This window comes from Bradyrhizobium sp. 23 (genome assembly GCF_023073295.1).
GTDB classification, from domain to species: domain Bacteria; phylum Pseudomonadota; class Alphaproteobacteria; order Rhizobiales; family Xanthobacteraceae; genus Bradyrhizobium; species Bradyrhizobium canariense_D.
This window is the reverse complement of record NZ_JADPJF010000096.1, coordinates 1-14,045: the sequence shown is the minus strand read 5'-3', so window position 1 is coordinate 14,045 and position 14,045 is coordinate 1. Positions and strand designations below refer to the sequence as shown.

Sequence of the window (14,045 nt, the reverse complement as noted above, 5' to 3'; positions counted from 1 at the left end):
CGCCGAGCGCGGTGTCAGTGCGTCCGACGGTGACGGCAGCGAGGCGCAGAAGAGCCGCGGCCCGACCGCCGGATCGGCGCGTTCGTGACGAGAGCACTTTGCCGCCGGAGATCTTATTGCTCGGAGCCAACCCCAGCCAGGAGGTAAAATGCTTTGCACTTGGCCATGAGGTAAGGTCGTCGCCGCATTCCGCGATCAACTTCAGCGAAAGGTAAGGGCCGAGGCCGTCGATCATAGTGATGTCCTTTCCGAGCAACACGAACAGCGCCGCCCGCATGTCGAAAGCCAGAGCGTTCGCCTGATCGGTTCTGTTCCGACGCCGCGAGACTGGCGGTGCTGATCCATGATCACGACCCCTGTGGGTGCTGAGTTCCTTCAACACAGCTTCGATCCGGACATCGCAGGCTGATGCCTTCTCGCGATAGGCGTCGTAAAGGGCGAGTGCCTGATCGAGCGCATAACAGATGCTCGGCACGGTAGCTACCGGTGAGCGCCTTCGCGATCGCCTCGGCGCTGGAGTGGCAGCTGTAATGGCGTAAGCACGCCAGCGCCTCAGGGTCGCGCTCGCCGGCAAGGATCGCGCGAATGATGCCCAGGCCGGTCGCACCGGTGATGTCGGCCACAACGTGGTGGAGTTGAAGATTCATCTCAGTCAATGCTTTCTGCATATGCTGGATGTGTGAAGCCGCGTACTCCAGCAGAAGCTCCCGCTGACGCACGTAGGCTCGCAGTTCGGCAATCTGCCCTTTGGGTCGAAAGCCGGCTCGCAGCAACCCGAACGAATGGAGCCGCTGCAGCCACTGCGCGTCGCTGACATCGGTCTTGCGCCCCGGCACGTGCTTGGCATCGCGCGCGTTGACAAGAAACACAGTGAACCCCCGTGCATCGAGAAGCTCGAAGATCGGGATCCAGTAGACACTGGTCGATTCCATGACGGCGGTCTCGACGCCGCATTCTGAAACCAGTCGACCAGCCGATGCAGATCAGCCGTGAAGGTACCAAAGCTGCGTACTGGCTCAGGTGCGCGATCTGCCCTGACGGCAGCCATGTGCATGGTCGCGCCAATGTCGATGGCAGCCGCGTTCGGGTGCACCATGGGCATCGTGCGGTCGGCCCTGGATTTCGATTTGTTGCGGTTCATCTCCAATCCTCCTGCTGACACGGCGGAAGGGCTGGGCTACGCAATTTATTCATATTCCTAGACGGGATCGCCGGGACGGCGTCACCACTCTCACGTACGCAACAGCCCATGGACCAGGTTTTCTAGCGGGGTCACATGCCACCAAAATCATATCGGCCGCTCCCTTCCGGCCGCAGTCTAGCGGCAATGCGTTTCTATCCCACAGGGAGCGAGCAGCGCTGAGACCAGTTTTTTAGAAGGCGCGCTCACCAAGGCGGGATTGCTGAGCGCAAAGCGATGATCGACCGCGAGCACGATCTGTCGATCACCAAGCAAGCGGAAGTTTTGCAGATCAGCCGCGGCAGCATTTATCACCTGCGGCGTCCCATGAGACTTGGGCGAGCAAAGCATGCCGTCACCGCCGGGGTAGTCAAGAGGCTTTCTACCAAGAGGTGTGAGTTGCTTCACAATCGCGCTATGCAATGTTGGGTCGTCACGCTAGAATGCGCTCCTTGGACACATTGCGATGTGTGAAGTGGGATCACGCTTTTCACTTGCGGCCCAGCGTTGCTCTAATAGCGGGGCCGTCTTCTTAATTTGTCGCAATGATGCCCGTGCGCCGACCATGGCAGTCTGAACAAGCAGAGGGGGTAACATGCAGAGGATGGCCGTAGTACGCCTGTCACTGCCGAGCACATCTCCCAGTGCAACAAAGAAAGAGTTTTGGACCAACTATTGGCAGAGCAGCAGCCCGACTCGATCTCCCGCACCCGATGACAATGAACGGGCGCTCATTCAAGAGTTCGGGACAAAGCTCGCGCAGAAGATTTCTCGTGTGGATCGGAGTTGGAGGGACGTCCGCATCGAAGTACGCGGCGTGCGGTATGGCTCCATCGAACTGTTACTACTCGTCATCGGCGGGGAAGAGCTATTAAGCGAGATGTTCTGGACGGTGCTCGAATTCAGTGCGCCGGAGGCGTTCAACGACACCGTGAATGGCAACGTAGCCTTGCAAGCGCACGTCTCGCCAGGGCAAGGGGGACTTGCCGGCGGCGCAGGTGGGCATGGTGGGGGCGCAGGTGGGCATGGATTTAATCGGGCTCTTGCGGCCGCGAGGACGCCACTGACCGCGCTCATACTCGGCGCAGTGATCATCATCTACCTTTTGATGTGGAGGGTGGAATCGCTCGAAAAAGAGTACACCGCGTTGCACCACGACCACACGTCGGTGGTGAACAAGCTGACCGAGCAGAACACCGTGCTGACCACAGGACTAATGCTAAGGCTTGGTATTCCCGTGCCGCCCGGGAAAGACGAGCACAAGCAGGAAGGCAAAGCTGAAACTTCGACGCCGTCGCACAGTTCGCAGACGCAGGCTCCTCCCGCCTCTTCCCCGCTGCTTCCTCCTCCGGCTGGATCGCCACACACGAAAGCGGAGCCAGCGCCGCCGACACAGATATCACCATCTCCTACCTCTGAGCCACAGACGGGAACATCATCGTCCCCACAGCCAAACGTGCAGTCATCTCCACAAGGCGAGAAGCGCGGAGAGTCCCACTAATCTCTAAGATGTTCGTTGCCGTAGAAACTCGGTGGGCTGCTTGCAGTCCTGGCGTTGCCTAAGGTGCGGAATTCCTCGCATCTGAACCAAAAAGGAGGCTCAAGGTCCCATCTTCCCATTGTGAGTGAATCAGGAGGTCAACCATGTCCTACCCGATCTACCGCAGACCGCAAAGAGAGGAACTTCTCAGCCAAGGTGACATTCTGGATCCCGAGCCCTTGCGGACAACCTTGAAGAGGCATCAGCGCCGATCATTTACCCTATCGATCTCCATCGCGACGGTGGCATCAATCTCCGCGGGTTCGTGCGTGGTTGCCGGAGGACCGTGAAATTCGAAATGACTAGGCTTCCCAAGCTTGGGCGGAGGAATGGGGGACTTGCGCTGGGCGCGGATTGCGCCATCGTCGCCGGCGCGACAGACAGAAAGGCGACGGCATGAACGGCCTCGGTCTCTCAGGACGCATCACCGTGATTTCCGGCGGTTGCGGCGACATCGGCCGAGCCGTGCGCGAGCCGCAAGTCTCCTCGTGCGCGAACTAAGGTTGAATCTGATGCTTCGCCTCGCTGGTCAATTTGAAGGCACAAGCGACGCTTTCGCGGACAACGAAAGAATTGGGTTGGAGGCGTCGCGTGCAAGAGGTCGTGATGCACGCCAATCTCCGCCTCGCCCGGATCGGCTATTCAGCCCACCCAGTCAATGGCCGTGCACTCGACGAAGTTCTAGTGATGAACGCGAACTATAGACTATCTCAACGAACTTCCACGCTGAAGGCAGGACCGTCTCATCCCATGTGTTACCGAGTGGGTCCGGGTCCACATCGATGCGGGTTGCCACAATCATAAGGTAGTGTCTTACATATGCCGAGCGAAGCTCGGCAGCTTGCACACGTAGTCAACTTCCATTTTGGAACCCTGAACCCATGCTCCCTTGCAGAGTCGGTAAACCGGGCGTACCGCTGAGGTTGATGTGAAGATCAAAAAGAACTGGTTGAGTGTCGGCGGGACGTGCTCGAGTAAGGCGCCACTTTCGCCCGTGTTCAGCACGAGACAGCTTGCCGCCGAGGCTGCCGTCAACGGACATGTATTTTGCTTCAAGCGGAGGATTGAATGGGACACGACGGGCCCCGTCTTTTGCAGTGTCTGTGACCACGATCGAGCCTCGCCGGACTTAATCTCTTGGAGAGCGACAATTTTGGTCGCCCTTGCCCGATGAACTCAGCACGCAATGGAACGAACAATCTCGCTTCTCACCTGAGTGTGTCGTCTCGGCTTCCGATCGGAGCATTTCGTACCCAACACTTGACCATGCGCCTTTCGGACGTCTAGCTCTATTGTTGTATTATACCGATGTCGATTGATGCAACTCTCAGCGCATTCACGCTGAAATCTCGCGTTTGGCCCCCTTTCTTCGGCTGATTCCAGCGCATGCGCCCGACTGCTAACGCAGCGGAATGCCGTTTTGGTGGGCGGCGCCGGTACCGGCAAGACCCATCTGGCTATCGCTATCGCCACAAGCTGTATCCACGATGGTGCCCGTTGTTGGCGAGCGGAAGCTTAGCGATGCTGAGCTGGTACTTGATCGATCTTGCCTGCTTCTCGCTGATGTCGGTGGTGAGCAGATCGCCGACAACGCGCTGCGACGCGGCTATCAGGCCTCTGTCGAAGAACGGCATACCTCTCTGGCGCCCGCACGCATAGGACGGCATCGCAGCGGAAGCGGCGGGCGATTACCTGAAGCTGGACGACCGCACCGAGAGCGGCAGATGGGTCAGCCTCGCGACTACCGGCTATGGACACGTCGGGACACCGTTCCGGACGATGGACACAGGACCGACGCTTCACGCGTCAAAATCGAGGTCCAGCGCACCTCGCATCCGGGATCTTGGAGCTGATCGAAGCAACAGCACCTCTCCCCGATATGTGCTCCGATATGTGCTGAGATGTCAGCACTTCTCGTTCCAGCTCTCCAATAAAAAGAAAGCCACAACGGCATCGAAAATCCTCCTTCGGCAACCTGATTGTGGGGCGCGGCCATGATCACCTACATAGTCGGAGAGTGCGGTGCGCACGATCGGCTCTTAGAGGACCGGCGCCGCCCCAGTCGTTCGGGCTCGCGCCGGCGTAGTTCGACAGAAAGGGATCGTGCCGGCACTGGCGATGGCAGCTCAGGAGCTCTCGGGTCCTCTCGCTGGACTTGGCCCGTGCTCGGCCGCGGCTCCATCAGCTCGAGCACCGCTCGTCCCTTGTCCGTGATGCGCCACCCTCGATTCACTCGCTCGACGAGTCGCTGCGAAAAAAGATCGAGCTCGGGCACGCGGGCGCCCATTCTCTTGGTGCGCGCCGCCCAATCCGGACCGCTCGTGGCCAAAATGGCCATGTCTCGCTTGAGATCCGGCATGGATGCGAACCCGTCCGGGTAGCCGACAAGGATCTTCAACACCGTGACCTGGAAATTCACATGAGCGCTATCAGAGTTGTCTGCATCTACCGCCACATCGTTGGCGCGGAGCGAAGAGCTTCCATGCCGACCTGCCGAAGGCGGTTCACCGTGATCTCACCTCTGTTGGCGGCCTCCAAGATCTTGGAAGCGACATGGGCCCGAGTGCCGGTTTCGCTGCGAGGCAGACTGTCGCAAACCTCCTCAAGAACAGCACGCAAAAGCGCAGTGGTCGTTGCGTCCAACACTTGGCGACTCCGGAAGGCGCAAAGAATGGTAGCAGAGAAAGCACGGTGAACCCCTCAAAGAGACTACTAGCTGATTCCAAAGTCGAGTATGAACTTCACCACAGTCGTCGTTGCTTGTTGATTGTCCAAGACGTTGCCGCCATGCCGTCGAAGCAGGACAGTTGTGCTGGTCTGGCTCCGCCACGCCAGCGCTGGAGGAACCGCCTCCGTGATGGTATTCAGCGCTGGAGCGGCTCTTTTTGACGATTTTCGCCGCGATGTCGGTGCGATGTCTCGCCACTTGCCAGAGTGTCTATTTTCCCGCGGCGAATCCATCTCCGGGGCAGCCGCAGCGGGCGTTCCGGTCCAGACAGACCGCCGGTGTTTATGTCCGATCGTTTTTCTTTCTTTGAGATTTCCTTTAAGCGCCGTGGGCGAAGCTGGTCATGGTCCGTCAGCACGAGCGAGGGCACGCCGGTTATAGCAGGCTCACGAAGCAGTCGAGCCGCCGCCGGATAGGAAGCGAACAGGGCGATATTTCTGCTGCTAAGCACGCCAATGGGCCCGCCTGTGTCAGTTTCGTCACGCCGAGCTGGCGAGCGGTGTCGGTCACGGCGTTGGCTCCCGCGCCATTAGGCCCTGGTCTGTGAGTGGCCATGTCATGACCATGTCCCAGTCCTCGTATTTTGCTGAATGCATCTAGGGAATGTCGCTGGCCGCCGTAACGGTGAGGTGATAGCGCGCATGCAGGGCCACTGTCTCGGCAACGATCGCGACCTCGCGCTCGAGCCTTGCCATCTGACCACTGAACCGGTCCGGAGTTTCACGAATGAGCCCTTCGGCCGCTGGCGCAGGAGCCAGAAAACGCTGAAGCGCCGTGTCGACGACCATGCTCTTGCCGGCTCCCGCGCGTTCGGTCGCGGCTTCAAGCCGCTCGAAGATGCTTTCGGAGAGCTGAACGATGATCTTCTTGGTTCGCAGACCTTCGTTCGAGCTCGGCTCCACCTGCCATCGGAACTTTTCCCAATCGAGCTGGCCTGACCTTCAGCCTCACCATCGATCTGCATTGTTTCTTCAGCTCCTCAATTGCGACCGCACGAAACGGCACACGCTATCCGTGCGGCGTGGCTTTCCGGTCGAAACAGATGAATCGGCCCAGCGATGATGCGTCGACAGAAGGGTCAATCCGACCACGACATCAATCGCGCCGACATCGGCGTCGTAGTCTGGCGTAGCCAAAGAAAGACGAGGCGGGCTCAAGATGAGCCGGATCTTTCAGCCTCCTGCGCGGCAGCTAGGGGCGACTCGCGATGGCCTTCTGGGACGTCAAGAAAGCTCCCCGCGCTTCACGACTCTGTGTCGGTCTGCCTTCGCGCGCGCCCGCTCGGCTCACCTAGGCCCGGCGCTCGATCGCCAAGGAGCCGTCACAGGCACTCTGCGCGGAGAAGTTTCTATTCGGGCTTCTTGGAGGCTTGCACGTCGATGCTTACCTCCTTCAGGACGCTGGATCCGCTCGCAAGTCGTCGTCCCAGCGCTTCGACAAAGCGGTCGTACCGCTCACCGCCCTTGGCGCGGGCGGCAGGGCTCGAATGCTCGGGCAATGCCGGAGTTGAGGTCAGCCAGAACCGGATGAAGAGCGCGACGGTCTCAAGCGTGATGCCATCATTGCGTTCAAGACGCTCGAGCACCCGCACAATCCGATCCAGCCGTTTTGCTATCACAGCCTCGCGCCGATCGGAATCGTCCGGAGAAAGGAAGGAACCTATTGCGGCCTCGACCACCAGCGACTTGGACCGGCCACCGCGGCTTGCGAAGGCCTCAAGCGTTTTGAACGTTCCGGGATCGAGATAGATGCTGAGCTGGACCTTTTTCACGCTGCCTCGCTCACAGGTCCATTCCATCGTCGGGATCGAGGGTGACGGTTCGCGCAACTCCCTGCATCGACCGGCTCATCAGTTGCGCCTGGACGGCATCCTCGTCACCCTCGTCGAGCTCGGGGTCGAACTCGTGCTCGCCGGCCGGCGTCTTGATCTCGATTTCCTCATGCAATTCCGGCTCGCGGCGTAAGCCGCCGTTCGCCTCGTCGCTCCTGCCCGTGCGCCTGGTCAGCAGCTGGCCCGACGGCGATATTTGGGCGCGGGCTGACCAGTCATCTGGGCGGGTGGGCTGCTTGTTCGGCTCCAAGCGGGGCGGCTTCAAGACACGTCGCTGGAATTGCGGATCCTCATAGTAGCGGACCTTGTTAGCACGGACCGGGTGCACACCGGAAATCATCACGACCGCGTCTTGCGGAGACAGTTGCATGATTTCGCCGGGAGTCAGCAGCGGACGAGAGGTCTCCTGGCGGCTGACCATCAAGTGCCCAAGCCACGGGCTCAGGCGGTGGCCCGCATAGTTCTTCATGGCTCGCAATTCGGTCGCAGTTCCGAGCGCGTCGGAGACGCGCTTGGCGGTGCGCTCGTCATTGGTCGAAAAGGCGATCCGGACGTGGCAATTGTCAAGGATCGCATGGTTCGGACCGTAGGCGCGTTCGAGCTGGTTAAGGCTCTGCGTGATGAGAAAGCTGCGGATGCCGTAACCTGCCATAAAGGCGAGTTGGCTCTCGAAAAAGTCGAGCCGGCCGAGGGCTGCAAACTCGTCAAGCATCAGAAGCAGCTTCTGCCGGCGCCGGTCGGGATCAAGGCTCTCGGTCAAACGCCGTCCGATCTGGTTCAGGATGAGCCGCATCAAGGGTTTGGTGCGGACGATGTCCGATGGCGGCACCACAAGGTACAGTGAGACGGATTCAGGACGGTCGACGAGATCACGGATGCGCCAATCGCTTCGCGCGGTGATCTTGGCAACTACCGGATCACGATAGAGCCCGAGGAAGCTCATCGCCGTCGAGAGCACACCCGAGCGCTCGTTCTCGCTTTTGTTCAAAAGTTCGCGTGCCGCTGATGCGACGACTGGATGGATGCCTGTCCCAAGATGCGGAGTCGCCAGCATTGCGTTGAGCGTAGCCTCGATCGGGCGAGATGGATCCGAAAGGAAATTTGCAACCCCAGCGAGAGTCTTATCGGCTTCGGCGTAGAGGACATGCAGAATTGCCCCCACCAAGAGTGAGTGGCTGGTCTTTTCCCAATGATTGCGGCGCTCGAGTGCACCCTCAGGATCGACGAGAATATCGGCGATATTTTGAGCATCTCGCACCTCGCAGTCGCCACGGCGGATCTCGAGGAGTGGATTGTAGGCGGCGCTGGCCGGATTGGTCGGATCGAACAACAGCACGGGCCCAAATTGCGCGCGCCATCCGGAGGTCAACTGGAAGTTCTCACCCTTGATGTCATGGACGATGGTGGAGGCCGGCCAGGTCAGAAGAGTCGGAATGACGAGGCCAACACCCTTGCCGGAGCGCGTTGGCGCAAAGCATAGCACATGCTCGGGCCCGTCGTGGCGCAGATAGTGACGTCCGAACCGGCCGAGCACGACGCCGTCAGGGCCTAACAGTCCCGCCCGTTTGACTTCGCGTAGATCGGCCCAGCGCGCCGAGCCGTAGGTGGTGACGTCCCGCCCTTCATGGGCCCGCAGGACCGAGAGCAACATGGCCATCGCTATGGCCGCGATGCCGCCGCTTGCAGCAATCGCGCCACCCTCCACAAAAACGACGGGCGCGTAAGCATCGAACTTGAACCACCAGCCAAAGAAAGCTGCCGGCTGATAAATTGGCCAATGTCCGAGCTTGAACCAGGGAGCCCCAAGCTGCTGCTGGAAGGCAAGCCGCCAAGCTGTCCATTCGGTCGCCGCCCACAGGAACGCGAGCACGATGAGGCAGACCAGGATGACCTGGTGCCAAATGATTTTTGTCGCCGACATGATCGGGTTATCTCGGCATATCGACGTGCGCACACAACTAAAATGGTGCTCGCGTCGCAGTGGCGCGCGTGGCAGCGCAGAGATCGGCGGGGACAAAGCCGAGATACGTAGCCAACCCATTCAAGTTAAGCGGGACTGATCGATCGAGGTTTGCATCACGAGACGGCGCCGAAACGCCGATTATGTGCGTGAGAGCTCATGGATAGGCAGAAAACGCTGACTTCGCTCAAGTAATGTGAAGCGTTCCTGAAGATTGCCCCTCCTGGAGCATTCAAACCCTGGTGTCGCTGAATGCGTCCCGGAGTTCTGACGATCGCGCAATAGATAAGCTCACCCGCGGCCAAGCGACCTTCCCCAAGAGCCACCTGAATCGCATGAGGTTATCGTACTTCGGCAATGCTGGTGGCTCAGGTAAGGTGGAGGTGTGGCGCATTCAAAGATGCGCCTGCTCAGATTGACCACGCCGCTTGCTGGTGCTGTGACCCTGCTACTTGCCGGGGTGGTCGTGACAGACGCGGCCGACTGCCCGCGGCAGGATGTGCTCGGCACCTCCCGCGTCCTCGAGGTCGATGCAAAGGCGTACCCGCGCGTTGGGTTGAACAGCTTTCGGGAAACGCTCCCTTTGGCCGACCATGAGGTCGTCCTCACCTTTGACGACGGGCCGCGGCCGCAATCACGCAAAAGGTACTGGCGGCGCTCGCCGAGGAATGCGTGCGGGCCACGTTCTTTCTGGTCGGCAAGTCCTCCGCAAAGTCTCCAGAGCTTGTTCGCCGAATAGCTGCCGAGGGCCACCATCGCACACCACAGCTGGTCGCATACGATGATGTCGAAGATGACCTTCGAACAGGGCAAGAGGGATATTGATCGCGGAATTGCCGCTGATGAGACGGGCTCAAGGGCGTCTCCGCCCCAAGCCCGCCATCCCGCTTTTTCCGGTTTCCGTATTTCGACTCGAGCCCAGTGACGCTCGAATTGTTGCGTTCGCGCGGGATGGTCGTGTTTGGAGCTGACCTTCCGGCGGGCGACTGGGAGAACCTAACCCCAGAACAAGAACTAAAGACCGTTACCGGGCGATTGGAGGTCGCAAGCAAGGGTATCATTCTCCTGCACGATGCCCAGGCCCAAACGGCCGCAATGATGCCGGCGTTCTTGCGCTATCTGCACGAGAATGGCTATCGCATCGTGCATCTGGTGCCGGCTGGCGCGATCAAGAGCAACGCTGAAGTCATCCCAGCGGCAAGCCGCAGCAGTTCGCGGCAATGACAGCGGGTAGATTGGGTTAATCTAACCAGCTGGTTCTCACGGTGAGCCCGGGTCCACATCGATACCATGGCACGGCCGTATCGCCCACTAGCGAAGCTCTCTTTCTTTGGCGAGATCGGGTCTCATTTCAGGAGGGATCCCGATCCAACCGTTGCCGCCGCGGTCGGTGATGTCGGCCTTATCCAATCCGGAGATTCTCGGCTGATACTTTGCCGGACCGACCAGCCTTGGCCTCGAAGCTGATCCGAGCGCCTTCTGCCAAGCCGGTGTATCCGGCCGTTTCAACGGCGCTGATGTGCACAAAGACGTCGGGGGCCGCCGTCATCCGGCTTGATGAAACCGTAGCCCTTGGTCGTGTTAAACCACTTTACAGTACCGATCGTCACCGTCACTTCTCCTAAATGAACACATGCGATCTAGCGAAAACTCGCACCGGCATCAAGATCTCCAGGAGGAGACAGTTGCTCGGAACCGGGCACGCAGAAGGGTCGAACCAGCGAACGTCCCGGCCCCCGAGACCCGCTGGGACATGGTTGCAGTGAGCGCGACTACGGCGAACTTCTTCTAGCGACAAAAGGATAGCGGGCTTCACTTGTACGTGGGTGAGCGCAGCCCAGCTAGGGCGGCAGTCTTGCGTCGTAGCCCAGCAAAGAGACTGCCAGTCAAAGTGACAGGCCCCGTTTGCGGTTCCAGGACCAATCGACATTGCCTGGACCTGCGATCCCGCTCACCTGTTTGCCCAGTTCCCGTTCTAGTGAAGGAGCCCATGGCACGAGCTGAAAGCCGAGTCCATTGTCGATCATGGCAAAGCGCCCCGAGGCGAGGGAAAGCCGCTGACGATATGTCCCCGAAACCTGTTCACCTGATTGAGCAGGTAGATGCGTAAGCCCGGTCTCCTCCGCAAGGCGCCGGCCGGCGCTATCGAGCTCGCGGCTTCGCAAGGTCTCGATCAGATCGCGGCCAAGCCGCACTCTGTCGCCGTGCCGCTGGGCAAGTCCGTACTCTGTCAGCACATCAATTCGCTGTTCCAGGGCTGCCCGGACCTCTGCGCCGAAACCGGCGCGCGAGAACTCAGCAGGTTCGCGCGCCACAAGCTGCCGGTCGAGCCATGTGGCGCCTTCCGCGGTGACCTGCTTGTCGAGGACGAGTTCCGATCTTACCGCGAGTGCGATGCGTGTCCGTCCCTTCGCATCCTCAAAGCGGCGGAGCTCCACGACGCCTCCAATCGGTCCGTCGCCAGCCGCCTCGATATCGGGGAGTTTGAGGTGATGGATGCGCCCGTCTATGCCGTCGACAATGGCAAAGGCATTGCCCCTCAGCTCGTCGTCGTGTCCGCGGGCGACGAGACGGCCAATGATCGGTTCACCGTGATGCTCGCCTTCGAGCGCAAAGGAGGACGGTGAGCGTGCGATACCATCCTTGGCAATCGCCTTGTGCAGCCGCTTGATGATGTCGCCGCGCTCGCCAAGCGCCCTCAGGCGTGGCTCGGCGTCTTCGGCCAAGACCCAGCGAGCGGGCCCCGCCGGCTCTGCCACACCCAGGCGCTCCAGCATCCGCATCCGCCCGATCCGAATGTCTCGTAACGGGTCCCGGGCACCATCCCGTTCCGGCTTTAAATCGATGACCCCATCGGCCGATCCCGCTTGCCGCGCGAGCACCCGGTCGAGCCTGGTCCAGCGTTCGGCGGTCACCTCGGCTTCCAGCCCTTCCCGGATCTGGAGCTCGGATCGGGGACCCAGTTCGCGGGTGACGAGATCGCCGGCCCGGGCGCGCAAGCCAGTTGCGATGTAATCGCGGCTGATGACGAGATCTTTTCCATCATCGGCGCGTCCGCGCACGAGAATATGAATGTGCGGGTGCTCCGTATTCCAGTGATCGACCGCGACCCATTCGAGGCGCGTTCCAAGGTCGCGCGAGGCCTGATCCATGAGCTCACGGGTGAAGCTGCGCAGGCTGGTGAGCTCGCCTGCATCATCGGGCGAAACGATGAAGCGGAAATGGTGTCGGTCACCCTCGCAGCGTTCGGCGAAGGCGCGGCCGTCTGCTTCATCTCCGAGAGCGTCAAAGAGCTTGCCTGGCGCTCCGTCCTGGGTGACCCCGTCACGCTGCAGATAACCAAGATGGGCCCGCAGCGCCCCGGGCGTGCGCATTCGGCGAACCACCCGCGCCTTGACCATGGCGCCGCGAGCGCGGTTGTTGAGCAGTCTGGACGCTGCAAGGCTCGCGGCGCGCCCACGCCCGAAGTTTGTTCCACGACGATAGCCGCGTGACAGGCCGCCGGCCTTCTGCGCGGCTCTGAGGGCCTGCGCCAGAAACGGCTTTGCCCGCGGCGCTCGCGTAGAGCGAATGCGGCCAGGGCGGATTCGGAAGTCGTCCTTACCGGCCATCGTTTGCCGGCAGAGTGCAAAAAGCTGAGCCGCGGCTGCAATTTGGCAAAACTGAAAATGTGCGCTCAAGATTCGCAAGTTGCACCGGATGATTGAAACTAAGGCAAGATTTCTCGCAACCGACCGGCCGCACCTTGCGGCTTTTATCCTGCCGTCTTAATCGGTCGTGTCGTCTGTCTGACCTCAGCCATTCTCGCTTCCTTTCTCGCTTGCGACAAGCCTCTCTGATCCACGCCATGACACGATGCGCCGCGAGGCTTGCGAGTCCTGATGCGCCGTGCAGTCTTCCGCGCTCAGCGACGGCACAGTTTCGCTGCAGCAAGGCAGCGCGGACGCCGTCGCGGCGCATCTTTCCATCGGTGTGACGGAGCCACATCACAGGCAATCCGGCGCGATCGGTCGGCATCCGAAGATGCATCGTCGCAGGCAAGATAACGTGCGTTCCGTCGTGTTGGTGCTGCACCAGTCCTCATCCGCCGGTGGCGGAGCTCCGTGTTCAGGTCGCGGCCATCACCGCGTCGTTGCCAGGTTGCAGGATCACGCGCCTCATGCGTAGGGCCCGAGCAATTTGCGCTGCTTAGCTGTTGTTTCGGCATGCATCTCCGCCGCCGAGGCGTCCGGATCGCCGCAGTAGAACGTGCCGCTGGTCCACATCGCATGCATGATCACAGCGAGCTTGCGCGCTACCGCCACCGTCGCCTTGCGGTGCGAGGAGCGCTTGCCCAGCGCCAGCCCCCACGCCTTGACCTTGTCTTTTTTCTTGTAGCGAGTCAGCAAAGCGCTGGCCGCCTCGTACAGCGCCCGCCGCACGTCACCGTCGCCCGCCTTGCTGATCCGGCCCTTGACGTCGATAGACGAGCCGGACTGCCAGCGCCGCGAGGTCAGGCCAAAATAGGCCGCCACGTCGCGCGAGCGCCTGAACCGCGAGGGATCGTCGACCGCGGTCATAAAGCTCAGCGCCGCGATCGGGCCGACGCCAGGAATCTGCATGAAGCGCCGGCACAGCTCATGGCCGGCGACCAGGCGAACCACCAGGTCGTGCAGCCGGCAGTACTCCTTCCACAGCGCCGCGCGCGCATTCAGCATGGCGTCGATCAGCTCGCTGACAAGTGCATCGTGGGCCACCGCCTCGCGCACGACTTGCGCAAAGCCGCCGCGCCCGACCCGGTTCAGCCGGATGCCAAACACTTTCAGC

At 60.8% G+C, this 14,045-nt stretch carries 8 protein-coding genes and 6 pseudogenes; 4 read left to right on the top strand and 10 right to left on the bottom strand.

Annotated elements, in window-relative coordinates:
* Positions 1–1,141: pseudogene (locus tag IVB32_RS22875) on the bottom strand (IS110 family transposase); the annotation flags it as partial.
* A gap of 222 nt (positions 1,142–1,363) precedes the next feature.
* Here IVB32_RS22875 and IVB32_RS22870 point away from each other — a divergent pair.
* The 3 genes and pseudogenes from IVB32_RS22870 to IVB32_RS22860 form a co-directional block, all read left to right on the top strand.
* A pseudogene (locus tag IVB32_RS22870) lies at positions 1,364–1,510 on the top strand (IS3 family transposase); the annotation flags it as partial.
* 265 nt (positions 1,511–1,775) lie between these two features.
* Positions 1,776–2,681, top strand: coding sequence for a hypothetical protein (locus tag IVB32_RS22865; RefSeq protein ID WP_247360304.1), 906 nt, complete (start codon positions 1,776–1,778; stop codon positions 2,679–2,681).
* 1,444 nt (positions 2,682–4,125) lie between these two features.
* Positions 4,126–4,218: pseudogene (locus tag IVB32_RS22860) on the top strand (ATP-binding protein); the annotation flags it as partial.
* Here the strand turns inward: IVB32_RS22860 and IVB32_RS22855 are convergent.
* From IVB32_RS22855 to IVB32_RS22830, 6 genes and pseudogenes are all read right to left on the bottom strand, one after another.
* A pseudogene (locus IVB32_RS22855) lies at positions 4,217–4,318 on the bottom strand (IS21-like element helper ATPase IstB); the annotation flags it as partial. The pseudogenes IVB32_RS22860 and IVB32_RS22855 overlap by 2 nt on opposite strands.
* 404 nt (positions 4,319–4,722) lie before the next feature.
* Positions 4,723–5,139: a hypothetical protein gene (locus IVB32_RS22850; protein ID WP_247285498.1), complete on the bottom strand. Its 417-nt coding sequence runs from the start codon at positions 5,137–5,139 to the stop codon at positions 4,723–4,725.
* Between the two features lie 26 nt (positions 5,140–5,165).
* The gene (locus IVB32_RS22845) at positions 5,166–5,366 is read right to left on the bottom strand and encodes a hypothetical protein (protein WP_247285497.1); all 201 of its coding nucleotides are present in this window, start codon (positions 5,364–5,366) and stop codon (positions 5,166–5,168) included.
* Positions 5,367–6,044: 678 nt separating this feature from the next.
* A complete protein-coding gene (locus IVB32_RS22840) occupies positions 6,045–6,236 on the bottom strand; it encodes a hypothetical protein (RefSeq protein ID WP_247411502.1) in 192 nt (63 codons plus the stop codon).
* Positions 6,237–6,796: 560 nt separating this feature from the next.
* The gene (locus tag IVB32_RS22835) at positions 6,797–7,246 is read right to left on the bottom strand and encodes a CopG family transcriptional regulator (RefSeq protein WP_247408862.1); all 450 of its coding nucleotides are present in this window, start codon (positions 7,244–7,246) and stop codon (positions 6,797–6,799) included.
* On the bottom strand, positions 7,230–9,200 hold the full coding sequence (locus IVB32_RS22830) for a conjugal transfer protein TraG (protein ID WP_247285494.1): 1,971 nt from the start codon (positions 9,198–9,200) through the stop codon (positions 7,230–7,232). The genes IVB32_RS22835 and IVB32_RS22830 overlap by 17 nt, the downstream gene beginning before the upstream one ends.
* A 439-nt stretch (positions 9,201–9,639) precedes the next feature.
* On the opposite strand from IVB32_RS22830, the pseudogene IVB32_RS22825 reads away from it, so the two are divergent.
* Positions 9,640–10,463 (top strand): annotated as a pseudogene (locus tag IVB32_RS22825) (polysaccharide deacetylase family protein).
* 178 nt (positions 10,464–10,641) lie between these two features.
* Here IVB32_RS22825 and IVB32_RS22820 read toward each other — a convergent pair.
* The 3 genes and pseudogenes from IVB32_RS22820 to IVB32_RS22810 all read right to left on the bottom strand — a co-directional run.
* Positions 10,642–10,849, bottom strand: a pseudogene (locus IVB32_RS22820) (cold-shock protein).
* A 276-nt stretch (positions 10,850–11,125) separates the two neighbouring features.
* On the bottom strand, positions 11,126–12,850 hold the full coding sequence (locus IVB32_RS22815) for a DUF3363 domain-containing protein (protein ID WP_247411498.1): 1,725 nt from the start codon (positions 12,848–12,850) through the stop codon (positions 11,126–11,128).
* Positions 12,851–13,396: 546 nt separating this feature from the next.
* Positions 13,397–14,045, bottom strand: a 649-nt coding sequence (locus IVB32_RS22810) for a transposase (RefSeq protein WP_247411494.1), incomplete at its 5' end; no start/stop codon positions are given.